General features: G+C 45.0%; 14 protein-coding genes. 7 read left to right on the top strand and 7 right to left on the bottom strand.

The window, feature by feature from the left end:
* The first annotated feature begins 8 nt into the window (after window positions 1-8).
* The 5 genes from F0364_RS22295 to F0364_RS22315 all read left to right on the top strand — a co-directional run bounded on the left by F0364_RS22295 (window position 9) and on the right by F0364_RS22315 (window position 4,726).
* Window positions 9-677, top strand: coding sequence for a DUF2461 domain-containing protein (locus tag F0364_RS22295; protein ID WP_153800032.1), 669 nt, complete (start codon window positions 9-11; stop codon window positions 675-677).
* 35 nt (window positions 678-712) lie between these two features.
* Window positions 713-1,636 carry a 1-phosphofructokinase family hexose kinase gene (locus tag F0364_RS22300; protein WP_153800033.1) on the top strand — a complete coding sequence of 308 codons (924 nt, stop codon included), beginning with the start codon at window positions 713-715 and terminating at the stop codon, window positions 1,634-1,636.
* Window positions 1,637-1,885: 249 nt separating this feature from the next.
* The gene (locus F0364_RS22305; protein ID WP_153800034.1) at window positions 1,886-2,419 is read left to right on the top strand and encodes a YceI family protein; all 534 of its coding nucleotides are present in this window, start codon (window positions 1,886-1,888) and stop codon (window positions 2,417-2,419) included.
* Between the two features lie 255 nt (window positions 2,420-2,674).
* Window positions 2,675-4,030, top strand: coding sequence for a tetratricopeptide repeat protein (locus F0364_RS22310; RefSeq protein WP_153800035.1), 1,356 nt, complete (start codon window positions 2,675-2,677; stop codon window positions 4,028-4,030).
* Window positions 4,031-4,048: 18 nt separating this feature from the next.
* The gene (locus F0364_RS22315) at window positions 4,049-4,726 is read left to right on the top strand and encodes a HupE/UreJ family protein (protein WP_153800036.1); all 678 of its coding nucleotides are present in this window, start codon (window positions 4,049-4,051) and stop codon (window positions 4,724-4,726) included.
* Window positions 4,727-5,051: 325 nt separating this feature from the next.
* Here the strand turns inward: F0364_RS22315 and F0364_RS22320 are convergent, their stop codons facing one another.
* The 7 genes from F0364_RS22320 to F0364_RS22350 form a co-directional block, all read right to left on the bottom strand.
* Window positions 5,052-5,939 (bottom strand): RpnC/YadD family protein, encoded by an 888-nt coding sequence (locus F0364_RS22320; protein ID WP_153800037.1) that lies wholly within the window; start codon window positions 5,937-5,939, stop codon window positions 5,052-5,054.
* A 161-nt stretch (window positions 5,940-6,100) separates the two neighbouring features.
* Window positions 6,101-8,950, bottom strand: a complete 2,850-nt coding sequence (gene polA / locus F0364_RS22325; protein WP_153800038.1) for a DNA polymerase I — start codon at window positions 8,948-8,950, stop codon at window positions 6,101-6,103.
* Between the two features lie 87 nt (window positions 8,951-9,037).
* Window positions 9,038-10,300: a pyridoxal phosphate-dependent aminotransferase gene (locus tag F0364_RS22330; protein WP_153800039.1), complete on the bottom strand. Its 1,263-nt coding sequence runs from the start codon at window positions 10,298-10,300 to the stop codon at window positions 9,038-9,040.
* A gap of 391 nt (window positions 10,301-10,691) precedes the next feature.
* Complete coding sequence (locus tag F0364_RS22335) at window positions 10,692-11,342, bottom strand: response regulator transcription factor (protein ID WP_153800040.1); 651 nt, start codon at window positions 11,340-11,342, stop codon at window positions 10,692-10,694.
* Window positions 11,339-12,142 carry a sensor histidine kinase gene (locus F0364_RS22340; RefSeq protein ID WP_153800041.1) on the bottom strand — a complete coding sequence of 268 codons (804 nt, stop codon included), beginning with the start codon at window positions 12,140-12,142 and terminating at the stop codon, window positions 11,339-11,341. Before F0364_RS22340 ends, F0364_RS22335 begins: the two co-directional genes overlap by 4 nt.
* Window positions 12,091-12,771 (bottom strand): hypothetical protein, encoded by a 681-nt coding sequence (locus F0364_RS22345; RefSeq protein ID WP_153800042.1) that lies wholly within the window; start codon window positions 12,769-12,771, stop codon window positions 12,091-12,093. The genes F0364_RS22340 and F0364_RS22345 overlap by 52 nt, the downstream gene beginning before the upstream one ends.
* 2 nt (window positions 12,772-12,773) lie before the next feature.
* A complete protein-coding gene (locus F0364_RS22350; protein WP_153800043.1) occupies window positions 12,774-13,163 on the bottom strand; it encodes a hypothetical protein in 390 nt (129 codons plus the stop codon).
* Between the two features lie 272 nt (window positions 13,164-13,435).
* On the opposite strand from F0364_RS22350, the gene F0364_RS22355 reads away from it, so the two are divergent.
* Entirely contained in the window at window positions 13,436-14,440 is a 1,005-nt protein-coding gene (locus F0364_RS22355; RefSeq protein WP_153800044.1) for an aldo/keto reductase, read from the top strand.
* 56 nt (window positions 14,441-14,496) lie between these two features.
* Window positions 14,497-15,546, top strand: coding sequence for an NAD(P)-dependent alcohol dehydrogenase (locus F0364_RS22360; protein WP_153800045.1), 1,050 nt, complete (start codon window positions 14,497-14,499; stop codon window positions 15,544-15,546).
* Window positions 15,547-15,982 lie beyond the last annotated feature (436 nt).

A 15,982-nucleotide genomic window follows, 5' to 3' on the forward strand; every position in this document is an offset into this window, starting at 1 on the left:
CACGTATCATGTTACAAAACGCAACGCTCAAATTTTTAAAGGATTTGAACAAAAACAACACAAAAGAATGGTTTGATGTAAACCGCTCATCTTATGAAAATGCAAAGACCGACTTCTCAGCTTTTGTTGACAACCTTATTGCAAAACATGGCAAAAAGGATGAAGATATTGCCAGCCTGAAAGCAAAAGACTGCATCTTTCGCATTAACCGGGATGTGCGCTTTAGCAAAGACAAATCACCGTATAAAAATAATTTCGGCGCAAGCATTAACCGCGGCGGCAAGAAAAGCATATTCGCCGGTTATTATTTTCACCTGCAGCCGGGTGAAAGTTTTGTCGGCGGCGGGCTTTGGCAACCACAGCCGGATGACCTGAAAAAAGTTCGCCAGGAAATTGATTACAGCCTGGATGAATTCAAAAAGATTATCAGCAGTAAAAAATTTAAAACGGTGTATGGCGAACTATACCGGGGCGAAGATGTTGCCTTAACGCGGCCACCCAAGGGATATGAAGAAGATAACCCTGCTATAGAATTCATTAAGTTAAAAAGCTTCCTGGCCATGCGCCGCATAACAGATGCGGAGCTGACAGACAAAAACCTGCTTAAAAACATAGCTGAAGCTTTTGATGCATTGCAGCCTTTCATCAACTTTCTTAACAGGGCATTGAAAGAGTAACCGGCTACCTTGCATTCTTCATCAAATTCTTATTCATGAAAAATATTATCACCATCACTCTCAATCCTGCAGTTGATAAAACAACTACCGTTAAAACCATTGTGCCGGATAAAAAACTGCGTTGCTCCACCGCCCGTTACGAACCCGGCGGCGGCGGCGTAAATGTATCCCGGGCATTGCAGCGCCTTGAAGCAGATTCAACCGCTTTATTTTTGGCGGGTGGCCACACAGGTAAATTCTATGCCAGCCTTGTTGAAAAAGAAAAGCTTGACTACGTGGCTATTGAGATAGCGGAAAATACAAGGGAAAACTTTACTGTAGTAGATGAATCTAATAACCTGCAATACCGCTTTGTAATGGACAGCCCGGTTGTTACAACAGGAGAATGGAAGAACTGCCTGAAAGAGCTTAAAGAGAATACCGGTTACGGTTTTGTTGTTATTAGCGGCAGTACGCCATCCAGCATACCGCTGGACTTTTTTGACGAGCTGGCTGAAGTGGTACACGCCCATGATGCCAAACTGGTTATTGATACTTCCGGTGAAACACTGAAGCAATTGCTGAAACGTAAAGTGTACCTGGCCAAGCCCAACCTTGGCGAACTAAGCAGCCTGCAGGGCAAAGACGAACTGCTGCCGCATGAAATTACCGGCGCTGCAAGAGAAATAATTGCAGCCGGCGGCTGCGAAATAATAGTGGTTTCCATGGGTGCCGCAGGCGCTATGCTGATAACAAAAGATGAAGTACACCAACTTGCCGCACCCGCTGTAAAAAAACGCAGTACCGTAGGCGCCGGAGACAGTATGGTAGCCGGGATGGTATTCGCACTTTCTAAAAGCCTGGGTATGAAGGATGTGCTGCGTTACGGCATTGCCGCCGGCACAGCCGCCACCATGAACCACGGAACCGAGTTGTGCCGCAGGGCTGATGTGGAACGCATTTATGCTGAGTTGCAATAAGAAATGGAGTATGGCGATAAACGCCCATGAAAAAAATTACGCTGTTACACTTTGCGCCAGGGATAGAAGCGGATACCCCGCTGAGGCTTTGTGCGCCGGCCCTGTGGCGGAGTAGCAGCGGATAGCCCGGCCCGCCCTGTATTTTGGCGGGGGCGCCCTGTGGCTGCTTTCTGTTGTATATAAAGGCTGCAAAATTTTTAACAATAGAAGAATGCCGGATAAAATAATTTTATTGCCTAATACCGGTTTATGAAAATAGTAGCCCTTTTTACTTTCGTGTTGGTAGGTTTAACCGCTTTTACCCCGGCTGATTTAAAGCCGGTGGATACGGAGGATGCCGTAACTTTTTCCATCAAAAATTTTGGCCTGAATGTAAAAGGCGAAATTAAAGGGCTTGCAGGAACGATAAAATGGGACCCCTCTAACCTGCAGGCGTGTTTGTTTAATGTTAGTGTAAATGCGGCTACCATTAACACCGGCATTACCGGCAGGGATAACCACCTTAAAAAAGAAGAATATTTTCACGTGGAGAAATACCCGGTAATCAGTTTTCAAAGCATATCTGTTACAAGCGCTAACGGGCAATACCACGCCGCCGGTAATTTAATTATAAAGGGTACGTCTAAACCTGTTGATATTGTTTTTTCCGCCGAGCCTTCTGGCAGCGGATTTGTTTTTACCGGCAACTTCACCATCAACCGCCGCGATTTTAATATTGGCGGTGGCAGCATGGTTATGGGCAACGAGGTAAAAGTAAACCTGAAAATTAACGCCCATAATTAACCCAGCAAATTGTATTGCAACACTTAACGGTTTAATCTTCTTTCCTGCTTCAATTTATTTTTTTGCACTAAATCCAAAACACTGCATTCTACGTTTCTTAACTGGCAGCAAAACTACCTGCTTTCATTGCTGCATTTCCGGTTAACCAGGCAACAGGTATTACAGCATGCGCTATGGCTTAAGCCTGCATGATTGTGCCCGCATTCAGCCCCCTTTTAAATAACAATTTATACCTCACCGCATAAAGTTTGCGATATGAAAAAGAACCATGCCTACCTGCTGTTTTTTATTGTTTTCATTTTATTGGCGACAGCCATAGTTTTCAATTACAGCAGAAAAACAAAAGCCGAACAAAACAAACAATACACCCTGGTTGCCCGCAAGGGAGTGGAAACGACGGGCCCCGAATGGAAAATGCTGCTGGATAAAGAAAAGAAACTGCTGGCCGATGCAAAGGCAAACCCGGCAGATGCAAAAGCACCATTGTACCTGGCCGCTTTGTACATACAGGAGGCAAGAGAAACGGGCAACCACGCTTATTATGATATAGCTGCATTAAGGCAGGTTAACCATGTGCTGTCAAATGATTCTCTCAACTTTAATGCGCTGGTGTTTAAGTCGCTCATCTGCTTATCGCAGCACCATTTTGCAGAAGGGCTTTCTGTTGCAGGCAGGGCGCAGCAGGTAAACCCCTACAACGCTTACGTATATGGTTTACTGGTAGATGCCAATGTAGAGATGGGCTACTATGATTCAGCCCTGGTAAATGCGGAAAGGATGATGAGCATACGGCCAGACCTTACCTCTTACTCACGTGTTTCTTACCTGCGTGAAATTTTTGGCGATTATACCGGCGCTATAGAAGCCATGCAAATGGCCGTAGATGCAGGCAACAAAGGCGACGAGAATACAGAGTGGGCAAGGGTACAGTTGGGGGGCCTTTACGAAAAATCGGGCGACTACAAAACTGCTGCAAGTATATACCATACCTCGCTTGAAGCAAAGCCGGGATATGCTTATGCCCTGGCTGGCACCGCCCGTATAGCAATGGCTGCCGGTGATTATGCAAAAGCCATTGCCAGCCTGCTACAGGCACAACAAACAATAACAGATAACAGCATACAGGAAGAGCTTGCAGAAGCTTACCGTTTGGCCGGACAGCCGCAAAAAGCTGATGCGGTTGTAAAAACATTAATAACCCAAATGGCCGCAGATGCAACCGGCAAAGATGACGGCAGTATTGGCCATTATGCAGATAAAGAGCTGGCCTATGCTTACCTGCACAGCAAGAATAACACTAAAGCATTGGAGCATGCCCTGATGGAATATAACCGCAGGCCGCAGAATATTGATGTGAACGAAACAGTAGCATGGGTATACTACAATAACGGCGACTACAAAAAAGCGCTGCCCTATATGCAGGCGGCTTTAAAAACAAATGCTCAAAACCCCATATTGTTATGCAGGGCAGCACTGGTGTATGCAAAAAACGGCAACAACGATGCGGCCAAAACACTGCTGGCTAAAACATCTGCAGGCAACCCTTACATAAGCGGCGCCCTTAAAGATGAACTGATGCGTGTACTGCCCAAGTTTATAGCAGGCCGTTAATATTTAAACATCACGAAAATGTTTACGGAAAAACTTGCATACAGGCGCACAGCATTGCTTATTACATGCCTGCTGTTTTTAACAACACCGCTGTTGGCACACACCATTAACTACGCCATGGAAAAGGCACCGTCGGGCGATGTAATGTGGTACTATGGCAGGCTGGGGTTTAGGCACATTATACCAGAAGGTTTTGACCATATACTTTTTGTAATGGGCCTTTGCCTGCTAAGCAATAAACTAAAGGCTATTTTATGGCAGGCAACCGCCTTTACCTTTGCGCATTCAGTAACGTTGGCGCTGAGCATGAAAAATATTATGGTAGCCCCCGGCGAAATAGTAGAACCTGTTATTGCCTTGTCTATACTATTTGTAGCGGTGGAAAACCTGCTATTGGCTGAGCTAAAGCCCTGGCGTATTGTGCTGGTGTTTCTCTTCGGGCTGGTGCATGGTATGGGCTTTGCCAGTTCGCTAAATGAAATTGGCCTGCCACTTAACAAATTTTTTACTTCCATCCTGTCATTTAACATGGGGGTAGAGTTGGGCCAGGTGGCTGTAATAGCTGCCGTGTTTGGATTGTTTGTATTACCATTTAAAAAGAATGCCAACTATCGCAGGCGGGTAGTATATCCGCTTTCTGTTGCCATCGCGGCCATATCCTTATACTGGACTGTGGAAAGAGTATTTTTTATGTAGAAAAAGATGTAGATACCGGCGATACAGTTTCATGGCATCCCAATTGCGTCGCAAGCACTTCATCTTTCTGTTATTATGGCGGCTGCAGCCTTGTATTGCAGTTAGCTGCTGAAATGCATAAGACAAGTGACGTTGCTTTTTTCGTACCGTTTTTTGTACAGCTTAGTCAATTCATTCATGGGTAAATTTTTAATGCGTTGTATAATTTCAAATGGCAGGCTCTCTTTAAACACTATTGGGTGCTTCTTCAAGCTTAGCTTCTCTAATACCTTCCTTCAAACCTTGTTTTTGGCACGCTCAATAATCATTTCTTCAATATCCACAGTTACTTATCTTTCTTTAGCTTAAGCGATAGTTTTTTCAACTCTTCATTATCCAATTCGGTATAGCGCTGCACGTCTGATAACGCTGTGCCATCTTTTATCATCTTGGTTGCAATTGCGATAGCGGCTTCTCTGGATGCCTGTTTTTTTGTTCGCTCAATAATCATTTCTTCAATATCCATAGATTTATTTTTTTCACTTAGAATATCTATTGTTTTTCCAAATTTAATATTTATGTCAGGATTGGCAAAGCGTACATACTGATGCAGGAACAGCAGCAGTTTCCTTACTTTCAGCAAAGGAATTTTTCTTTTGAGCAGGTTGCGTAATAGGGAAAGTTTCAGATCAAATAATTGATTGTCATCAAAATTGTTACTTTTTAATGCCAGCAATACCATTGCTATCACTATCGCAAAAGGATTAGTGTTCTGCAAAAGCATTTTCTCATCCTGCAGTATTACTTTGTACACATTATAGCTATAAGAAAGACTGGTACCTAAAAAACTATAACTAAACTGGGAGGGACAAAACTTTTTATTCCTGTCAGTAAAAATTACAAAGGCCGTAACCGGCTTTTGCCAGGTATCCCATATCCTATAGAAATAATTAAACATACGCCTTGGGAATTCCACTTCGTTATACCCCTGCACTTCCACATGAATGAGTATCCATTCTTCTGTGCCAGACCTGGTATGGGCTTTAACAAGTTTATCAACTTGTTTAGGTTCTTCAACTTCCTCAATAGCAATAACCTGGGCCAGTTCTTTGTCTAAAAACCCGAAGCCTTTCTGCATATCGAATATTTCGTCGGCGTCTTTGATAAAGAATCTCAAAAAATCATCAAATACGTTTTCAAGTATGCCTTTCCAAAGGGTATCGTCTCGTTTCATAAAATATGGATATGTAAATTGGATTATGGGTACAACATTCTATACGGCGTACTGCCCGGCACGCAACAAAGCGTTGAAGAGTTTCCAATTCTGCTGCTTCGCCACGCAGAATTGCACAACGATGCCTCATAATAGCTCCTCCACCCGGGGCCATAAAATTACTAATGGGCTTCCAGCCAATTGTCACCAAAGCCCACCTCAGCTTCAACAGGCACCCCATGTGGCAATGCCAGGGCGGCTTTCATGTTCTCCAGTATCAAAGGTTTTAAAGTATCCAGTTCATCTTTGTGCGCATCAAATACCAGTTCATCATGCACCTGCAACAGCATTTTGCTTTTCAGGTTTTCTTTTTTCATGGCGGCATGCACTTTAATCATGGCCAGCTTAATCATATCCGCGGCCGTGCCCTGGATAGGCGAGTTGATGGCATTGCGCTCTGCAAAACCGCGTACGGTAAAGTTGGATGAGTTAATATCCCGCAGCCAGCGCTTGCGGCCCATGATGGTTTGCACATAGCCATGTTCACGGGCATAATTAATGGTGTCATCCATGTATTTTGTAATACCGCTGAATTCTTTCTTGTAGTTGTCTATAATTTCTTTGGCCTCTGTTCTGCTGATGCCCAGGTTATCGGCAAGACCAAAAGCACCCTGGCCATAGATGATGCCAAAGTTTACACTCTTTGCTTTGTAGCGCATTTCTTTGGTTACTTCGGTTTCCGCAACACCGTATACTTTGGCTGCTGTAGCAGTATGAATGTCAACCCCTTTTTTAAAGGCTTCGCACATGTTGGGGTCTCCGCTTATACCGGCAACGATGCGTAATTCAATTTGCGAGTAATCCGCACTTACCAGTACATAATCGTTGTTGCGGGGTATAAAAGCCTTTCTTATTTCGCGGCCCCTGTCTGTACGTATGGGTATGTTCTGGAGGTTGGGGTTGTTGCTGCTTAACCTGCCGGTAACAGCTACTGCCTGGGCATAAGATGTATGCACACGGCCCGTTTTGCGGTTTACCAGCAAGGGCAACGCATCTACATATGTTGACTTTAACTTGGTAAGCTCCCTAAAGGCAAGAATATCGGCAACAATAGGGTTGGTATGGGCCAGTTTAAGCAACACATCTTCACCGGTGGCGTATTGGCCGGTTTTGGTCTTTTTAGCCTTGGGGTCAAGTTTCAGTTTTTCAAACAGTACTTCGCCCAATTGCTTGGGAGAAGCCAGGTTAAATTTTACTCCGGCGCCGGCAAATACATTCTGCTCGGCATCACGGGCATCGCTCTCCAGTTGTTTGGAATACACTTTCAGGAACGCTTCGTCAATCCTTACGCCTTCAAACTCCATATCGGTAAGCACTTTTACCAGCGGGTTTTCCACTTCGTAAAATACACGCTCTACTTCCTTTGTTTTCAGCAACGGGTGAAGGGCATATTTTAACTGCAGGGTAATATCGGCATCTTCTGCAGCGTAGTCTTTTATTTTCTCTACTTCCACGTCCCGCATATTGCCCTGGGCCTTCCCTTTTTTGCCAATCAGTTCTTCAATATGCACCGGTTCGTAACCAAGGTACTGGGCGCTTAGTAAATCCATGCTGCGGCGACCATCAGGCTCTACCACATAATGCGCCAGCATGGTATCGTATATGTCGCCCTTAAGTTCCTGGCCATACCATTTTAATACCAGCATGTCGTACTTAACATTCTGGCCAATCCAGGTAATATCGGGCTTGGCAAACAAACCCTGGAACAGGCTCAAAATTTCCCGGGTACGTTGCTGGTCGGCCGGGCATGGCACATAATATGCTTCATAAGCCTGGAAAGAAAAACTCATGCCCACCAGTTCCGCATCGTTGGCATCAAGGCCGGTAGTTTCTGTATCAAAACAAATCTCCTTTTGCAACAGCAGCTTATCTACCAGTTCTTTTATTTTTTCATCCGTATCGGCCAGTAGGTATTGATGGGGCGTATTGTGAATGGTTTTATCTGCTTTAAAACCAGCTTCGCTGCTTTCGTCTTCCGCTGTTACTGCTGCCGGTGTTTCTTTCTTTTCCTGTTTGGGTTTGGCGGCAGGGGTTTCCACCACGTTGCCAAACAAATCTGTCTGTACGCCCACCGGCGCGGTTTGAAACACATTAAACTCTTCTCCCAAAATGCGTTTGCCCAGTGTTTTAAACTCCAGCTCAGTAAACACATCCACCAGTTCTTTCTTATTCCATTCCTTCAGGCAATAATCTTCTTCATGAAACTGCACAGGTACATTGGTAATAATTTTTGCCAGCTTTTTACTTATTAAGGCACTCTCCTTACCATTGCGGACTTTTTCGCCCAAAGCCCCTTTAATATTGTCTGCATTGGCCACTACATTTTCTACCGTTCCATATTCCTTCAGCAGCTTGGCGGCTGTTTTTTCGCCTACACCGGCAATACCGGGAATGTTATCCACCGCATCTCCCATCAGGCCGAGTATGTCCACCACCTGTTCCACACGCTCAATATCCCATTTGGCACATACCTTTTCCGCATCCAGTATTTCAATATCGCCGCCCTGGTAACCGGGCTTGTAAATAAATACGTTCTTGTGTATCAGCAACTGGCCGTAGTCTTTATCGGGTGTAACCATGTACACTTCGTAGCCGGCATCGGCAGCCTGCCAGGCAAGAGTGCCGATAACGTCATCTGCTTCATATCCGTCCAGTTCAACCACTGGAATATTAAAGCCTTTTATGATGCGCTTGATATCGTCCAGCGAATCCAGCAGGTCTTCCGGCGCTTCCTGCCGGTTGGCTTTGTAATCGGCAAATTCGGTATGCCTTTCGGTTGGGGCATGTGTATCGAAACATACGGCCAGGTGGGTGGGCCGCTCCTTATTTATCAGGTCGAACAAAGTATTGGTAAACCCAAACTGTGCATTGGTATTCCTGCCTTTTGATGTGATGCGGGGATTACGTATCAACGCGTAATAGGCACGAAAGATGAGTGCCATTGCATCCAGTAAAAAAAGTTTCTTAGCCATGCGGCTAAGGTAATAAAACAGATGATAGCGGGCTGCTTATAGTTGACGAACCCAGATTTTTGGGCGACGGCAAAATGAAAACTATTATTACATATCGCTAAGCTTTGCCAGTGCGGCTTCCAGTTGTTCAAACATTTCATGAATATCCTCAATGCTACAGGTGCCTACGCTTAAACGGTACCAGGGAGATTGGTTACCTGCCCCAAATGCGTAAAAAGGTACAACAGCCAGGCGGGCCTCCTTTAAAATATAAGCTGTTACATCTGCCTGCGCAGTAAGCTGCCGGCCGTTATAAAACTTGCCTGTTAAATCTAATTTGATGGTAAGGTAGATGGCAGCCTGCGGCGCAACCGCGTCAACCTGGTAGCCTTTGTTTTTTAAGCTGGTAAACCCATCGTACACAAGGTGCAGCCTTTGCTCCAGTGCGGCTTTGTACAAGGCGAGGTATTGGTTTACCGCATCCTGCCGCAGCAGGTATCTGGCCACGGCTTTTTGTTCTGCCATGGGCGCCCATGCGCCAATATGGCTAAGCAAGGCCTTCATTTTACCAATTACTTTGGCAGGGCCAAAGCTCCAGCCCACCCGTAAACCTGTAGCGGCAAAAGCCTTGGAAATGCCATCAATAAATACCGTGTACTCCTTCATTTCCGGGCGTAGTGTAACCGGGTTATAATGTTGTGTACTTCCAAATGTTAACACCCCGTACATCTGGTCAAACATCAGGTACAGCTTTTTTTCATCCGGGCCCCGGCGTTTGTTTTCTTCCAATACCAGGTCGCAGATTTTTTCCATTTCCACTTTGCCCAGCGTAGTGCCGGTTGGATTTTGTGGTGTACACAGGCATAGCAGGGCCGCTCCTGCAACATGTGGGGCTATATCCGCGGCGGTAGGCATAAAGTCATTTTCGGGCGTTGCTTCAATAAGGCAATGCACTCCCTGGTTCATGTGTACATAATGGTTGTTGTTCCAGGATGGCGCAGCATAAATTACTTTATCTCCTTTATCAACAATGGCTTTAAAAAGGGTGTATATCAAAGGCCGCCCGCCCGATGCTACCTGTATTTCATTTACCGCGTATTCAAGCCCCTGGTTTATTTTGATAAAATGAGCAACGGACTGCCTTAACTCCAGCACGCCATCGCCGGGCGGGTAATTGGTATTGTGCTGCCGGTAAGATTCTATAATGAGGTCTTCAAGCTCTTTTGGAATGGGAAAAATGTTGGGGTCAAAATCCCCGATGGTATAATTGTAAATTTTTTCGCCCTGCCGTATGCGTTCATTAATCTCGTTGCCCATGCGCACAATTTCCGAGCCTATCAATGTTTCCGCGAGGTTACTAAGCCTGCTCATAGTGGTATTCTTTTCTAATAGCTAAGGTAGGGTAATAGGCAAATTGTCGTGCAGCTTAAAATTTTTTTGGTTACCGGCAACAGAATTATCATGGCATCGTCCCTTGCGTCGCATTACGTTCATCGGCATATCCCTGGGCGGCATTTCAGCCCGGGTAGAGAAACATAGCACTGCCTGGCAACGCTAATCTCTCATGCGGGCAAAGCTGAAAAGAAATTCGCCTGCTGAATGGCTGCCGGATTGCAATGGAAACCCCGCTGAAGGTATTGTGCGTGGGTCTTGTGGCGGAGCTGGAATGAAAAGCCGGAACTGCTGTTGCCATAAAAAACAAAACCCAACAGCCCCTGACAATTCCGGGCTGTGGCTTTACCCGTATAACGGAATATTAATACTATACTTTAACCAGGCCGTTCCTGATGGCGTACAATACCAGCCCTACCCGGGATGTGGTACCCAGCTTTTCAAAAAGGTTACTTCGGTGCATTTCTACGGTGCGGGGAGAAACGCTCATGGAATCGGCAATTTCTTTATAAGATTTTTCTGTACAGCACAGTTTCAGAAACTCTATTTCCTTATCGTTTAGCGCAACAGCTTCCTGTACTTCCTTGTTATCCTTCTCGCTCTGGGCCAGGAAGTGAACGAGCTTGCCCGTAACCAGTTCGTTTAAGTAAAAGCCTTTGTTAATTACATCAAACAAAGCGGTCCTTAAAAGCTGCGGCTTACTGTCTTTGAGAATATAGCCTTTGGCGCCGTGTTTCAGCATGCGTATAATAGCGGCATCGTTATCCATCATGCTTAATACGAGTACCTTAATATCGGGACGGTTTTCTTTTATCCATTGCGCTGTTTCAAAGCCGTCCATTTCGGGCATGGTAATATCCAGCAAAACCAATTGCGGCTCTTCGTGCTTTTTAAGTTGCTCTATAAAATGCTTGCCATTGTCTGCCTCAAACACCACCTGGTAATCTCCAAAACTGCTTATAACAGATGCAAGGCCGCTGCGCAAAAGGGTGTGGTCGTCAACAAGTGCCACTTTTGTCATGCCGGTAAAGATTTATTGTTGTGAATATGTATTTGAACAGTTGTGCCCTGGCCGGGTTGGGAAAGCAGGTTAACAGAGCCGCCAATTAATTCCGCACGTTGCTTAATGCTCTTTAGCCCAATGCCTGTTTCCAGGCTGTTTAGTTTTTGCGTATCAAACCCACAGCCGTTATCGGCTATTTTAATTTTGGTGTTTGATACATCCGCATCTATGTCAATATTTATTTGGGTAGCTTTTGCATGCTTAAGAATGTTATTAAAGCTTTCCTGGATCATGCGGAACACCACTATGGTCTGCTCGGGGCTAAGATACAACTCTGCACAGTTACAAGTAAAACTTGTTTGCATAGAGGCGGCCTTTTCTATCAGGTTAAGTTCATGCTTTATGGCGGCGGCTAATCCTATGTCTGTTATTTTTTCCGTATTCAGGCTTTTGCTTAAGTCCCGCAAATCGCCGATAGCCTTACCCAGCAGTTCTTCGGTAATAGCCACTTTTTCCGCTGCGGCTTCGTACTGTATGGTGTTTAAATTAAGTTTGGCCAGGCTTAAAACCTGGCCAATATTGTCATGGATCTCCTGGCTTATGTTGCGGAAAGTTTGTTCCTGTATTTCAAGCTGGGCCTTAAGAATTGTTTGCTCGTACTGCGTTCTTAAATCGAACATTTCTTTTTGGTGCAGTATGCGGCGGCGGTGCAACTGAACAATGAACAGGTAAAAAAATATGATGAAGAATAGAATTACAACGGAACCTACAATAACAAAGTACGCGGTATTGAATGTCGGCGCTGTTTGTAGTAGCATAATAAGCCAATTGAAATCATGATAAATTTAGCAATAATTGTAAACCGCATTACCCTGAAGATACGCCGCCCTTCTTCAATACCATACTTTGTGTAATAAGCATATACCGCGAACACCAGTATGCTTACGGCACTAAACACCAGGAAAGCACTGATAATCCAGAATGTTGGCGATGTTTGAAAGTGAAGAATTTCATCTCTTTTAGAAAGTTGCAGCATATAATACATACAAAGCAGCAGTATTAGAAAACCAGAGAGCGTTGCTGTATTGCTGTTAAAGCCATGCAGGTCTTCCAGGTACAATATATCTGCCAGCCAGAACAATGTAAAAACAGTGTTGATGATGATATACAGCCTGCTGAATTTTTTACCTGTTATCTTGTAAAGTATGTAACCGGAAATATACAATTGCTCAAACAACGTATAAAAATGGTAAAAAGAAAGGTTGTTGATGTTGTAGTAGCCCATATAATTGGTTACCCCGGCAAAAACAATGTTTATTACCAGGTACACCAATACCAGGTTTTCTTTATTGCCAATACGCTTATATAGCATTGCATATACCAGTAACGCTATCAGCGGCATCAGGGCATCGTACCTGAATATATGCTGAAACAACCCGAGATTCATTCTTAACTGTTTAAAATATTACGCTTGCTGCATTCTGTTGGGCATGGCAGTGTTGTAGCTGTTTTAGACATGCCTTTGGCTACTGCCCCTGAACTTTCCAGGATAAGTGTTTTAAGGTTCTTTTCCGGTATGTTGTAATCGTTGTACTTGCCTTCCTCATCTTTCTCGCAGCCAACAACAACAATGGTAGGCACCATAAAATCTTCTACAACGTCGGCGCCAAAATAAATACGTATGCCATCCAGTTTGCCCTTTTTCTGTTTTAAAATGCTTTCAATTTCTTCCCGGGTAATCAGGTAGCCCTTTTTGTCTTTAACGGCTTTTGGCGCATTCTTCATGTAGCTTCTGAATGCTTTGATTTTTTTGGTGGCTTCGTTCCAGTTCGTGATCATAAGTAAGAGTTTTTCAGTTAAAAGATTTGCTTTGGTGAAAGAAAGCAAATTTAACTTACCAAAATAACAACCGGCAAAGCTTGCAGAAATTGTATTTTATCACCCCAGGTACTGTGATTTTTCACAGTCCGCCGGCCAATACCCCCAACTGAACAGCCTGCTACTAAGTTTTTTTAAAGCGCCCTTTCTTTGATTTGAACAATTAATGCTCTGAAAAGAACAATAAAAACGCCGTAGCTTGTTTCTACTTTTACCCCTAAAATTTTCAGACTATGAAATATAGGAAACTGGGGAATACGGGAGAAGAGCTTTCGGCCATTGGCCTGGGCTGCATGGGCATGAGCTTTGCCTACGGCCCCAGGAACGATGAGGAATCCATAGCCACTTTAAACAGGGCGCTTGAACTGGGTATTAATTTTTGGGATACTGCCGATATGTATGGCTACGGACATAATGAAGAATTAATCTCAAAAGTTTTGGCGCCCAACAGGGATAAAGTATTTATCGCCACCAAATTTGGTTTTCGCCAGCGAGAAGGGCAAACCGGCTTTGTAGGTACTTCCGCCACCTACTTCGACGGCTCTCCGGAATACCTGAAATCCGCGGTTGAAAAAAGCCTGCAACGCCTAAAAATTGATACCATCGACTTATATTATGCCCACCGCATAGACCCCAACGTGCCGGTGGAAGATATGGTAGGCGCCATGGCGCAACTGGTTAAAGAAGGCAAAGTAAAATACCTGGGATTATCCGAGGCTTCCCCGGCATCCATACGCAGGGCCCATGCGGTACACCCGGTAACAGCCCTGCAAAGCGAATACTCTTTGCTAACACGGGACGTGGAAAAAGAAATACTGGCTGTTTGCCGGGAACTGGGCATTACTTTTGTTCCATATAGTCCTTTGGCAAGGGGATTGGTTACCGCTACAGTAACGGATGTTAATGAACTGGCTACTGATGACTTCAGGAGAACACTACCCCGTTTTGATGGCGACCACTGGAACAATAACAGGCAACTGGTGGATGAATTTGCTGAACTGGCATCTACCAAAAATGCCACCGCCGCACAGCTTGCCCTTGCGTGGGTATTGGCACAAGGGGATGATATTGTACCCATACCAGGCACCAAAAAAAGAAAATACCTGGAGGAAAATGCCGCCGCCGTTGACATTGAATTAACCACTGATGAACTGGCCGCTATTGAAACCCTTGTAAACAGGTACCCCGATACGGGCCAGCGCTACAGCGATGGCGCACTAAAGCTGGTGAACCATTAGTTACACGTAAATGTTATTATTACCCAACAACCAAAAACATAACAAATCAAAAATTTATGACAGCAGTTAACGCCTATGCGGCCCAAAACGCCACCACACCATTAACGCCGTTTAATTTTAACCGCCGGGATGTAGGCCCGCACGATGTACAGATAGAGATTTTATATTGTGGCGTGTGCCATTCAGATATCCACCAGGTTAAAAACGAATGGAACAACGCTATTTACCCCATGGTACCGGGCCACGAAATAGTTGGCCGGGTTATTAAAACCGGTAACCATGTTACCAGGTTTAAAGAAGGAGACCTGGCCGGGGTAGGTTGCTTTGTAGATAGCTGCCGCGAGTGCCCAAGCTGTAAAGCCGGCGATGAGCAGTATTGCGAAGAAGGCATGACTGGTACTTACAATGCCTATGAAAGGGATGGCAAAACGCCTACCTATGGCGGCTACTCCACACAAATTGTGGTAGATGAAAATTATGTACTGCACGTGTCTGAAAAACTGCCGTTGGAAGCAGTTGCACCATTGCTGTGCGCAGGCATTACCACTTACTCGCCGCTGCGTTATGCAGGTGTGGGCAAAGGCCATAAAGTGGCGGTACTTGGCCTGGGCGGACTGGGCCACATGGCCGTTAAATTCGCCTCTTCTTTTGGCGCAGAGGTAACCATGCTCAGCGGCAGCAAATCAAAAGAGGCGGATGCCAAAAAGCTTGGCGCCAACCATTTTGTGCTTACCAGCAACAAAGAGGAACTGGATAAATTTCAAAACCATTTTGACTTTATTATAGACACTGTTTCTGCACTGCACGATTACAACCTTTACCTTAACCTGCTTAAAACAAACGGCAAGTTGTTAATTGTGGGTGCCCCACCAGAGCCGGTACCGGTATCTGCCTTTGCCCTGCTGATGAAAAGAAAAAGCATTATGGGTTCTTTAATAGGCGGCATAAGAGAAACTCAGGAAATGCTGGATTACTGCGCGGAGCACAACATAGTTTCTGATGTGGAAGTAATTGATGCCAGCTATATTAACGAAGCTTACGAACGTATGCTGAAGGGTGATGTGAAGTACCGGTTTGTGATAGATATAGCATCGCTGCGTAACTAAACTTTCAAGGTGAACTTCTGTGAGATGCCGGGCATTGCAATATATACCCGGCATCTCTTTTTTTGTGGGTTATACTATTTGCAACGTGTCTTTTTTAATACCGGCGATATAACCCTGTAGCATCGCCTGTTGCGTCGCAATCCTTTCATCGTTCATATCATTGGGCATCTTTTCAGACCCGGGTAGATTACCCCACAAGTTTTGCCGGGTGCCTATTAATGGTTCGCAGTCCTCTTGCAGGGTTATGTGTCTGGCACCTATGGGTGGCAGACACTGCGGGTAACGTCCGTTTTTGCCGCCAATATTAACGTGAAACATCCCGATGGTTCGCAGTCCTCTTGCGGGGTTACGTGTCTGGCACCTATGGGTGGCGGACACTGCGGGTAACGTCCGTTTTTGCCGCCAATATTAACGTGAAACATCCCGATGGTTCGCA

Source organism: Foetidibacter luteolus, assembly GCF_009650435.1.
Taxonomy (GTDB): Bacteria; Bacteroidota; Bacteroidia; order Chitinophagales; family Chitinophagaceae; genus Foetidibacter; species Foetidibacter luteolus.

Excerpts from the sequence above, each read along its gene's own strand:
- F0364_RS22295 (WP_153800032.1), top strand. The coding sequence starts at position 9 with ATGTTACAAAACGCAACGCTCAAATTTTTAAAGGATTTGAACAAAAAC.
- F0364_RS22300 (WP_153800033.1), top strand. The coding sequence starts at position 713 with ATGAAAAATATTATCACCATCACTCTCAATCCTGCAGTTGATAAAACA.
- F0364_RS22305 (WP_153800034.1), top strand. The coding sequence starts at position 1,886 with ATGAAAATAGTAGCCCTTTTTACTTTCGTGTTGGTAGGTTTAACCGCT.
- F0364_RS22310 (WP_153800035.1), top strand. The coding sequence starts at position 2,675 with ATGAAAAAGAACCATGCCTACCTGCTGTTTTTTATTGTTTTCATTTTA.
- F0364_RS22315 (WP_153800036.1), top strand. The coding sequence starts at position 4,049 with ATGTTTACGGAAAAACTTGCATACAGGCGCACAGCATTGCTTATTACA.
- F0364_RS22320 (WP_153800037.1), bottom strand. The coding sequence starts at position 5,939 with ATGAAACGAGACGATACCCTTTGGAAAGGCATACTTGAAAACGTATTT.
- polA (WP_153800038.1), bottom strand. The coding sequence starts at position 8,950 with ATGGCTAAGAAACTTTTTTTACTGGATGCAATGGCACTCATCTTTCGT.
- F0364_RS22330 (WP_153800039.1), bottom strand. The coding sequence starts at position 10,300 with ATGAGCAGGCTTAGTAACCTCGCGGAAACATTGATAGGCTCGGAAATT.
- F0364_RS22335 (WP_153800040.1), bottom strand. The coding sequence starts at position 11,342 with ATGACAAAAGTGGCACTTGTTGACGACCACACCCTTTTGCGCAGCGGC.
- F0364_RS22340 (WP_153800041.1), bottom strand. The coding sequence starts at position 12,142 with ATGCTACTACAAACAGCGCCGACATTCAATACCGCGTACTTTGTTATT.
- F0364_RS22345 (WP_153800042.1), bottom strand. The coding sequence starts at position 12,771 with ATGAATCTCGGGTTGTTTCAGCATATATTCAGGTACGATGCCCTGATG.
- F0364_RS22350 (WP_153800043.1), bottom strand. The coding sequence starts at position 13,163 with ATGATCACGAACTGGAACGAAGCCACCAAAAAAATCAAAGCATTCAGA.
- F0364_RS22355 (WP_153800044.1), top strand. The coding sequence starts at position 13,436 with ATGAAATATAGGAAACTGGGGAATACGGGAGAAGAGCTTTCGGCCATT.
- F0364_RS22360 (WP_153800045.1), top strand. The coding sequence starts at position 14,497 with ATGACAGCAGTTAACGCCTATGCGGCCCAAAACGCCACCACACCATTA.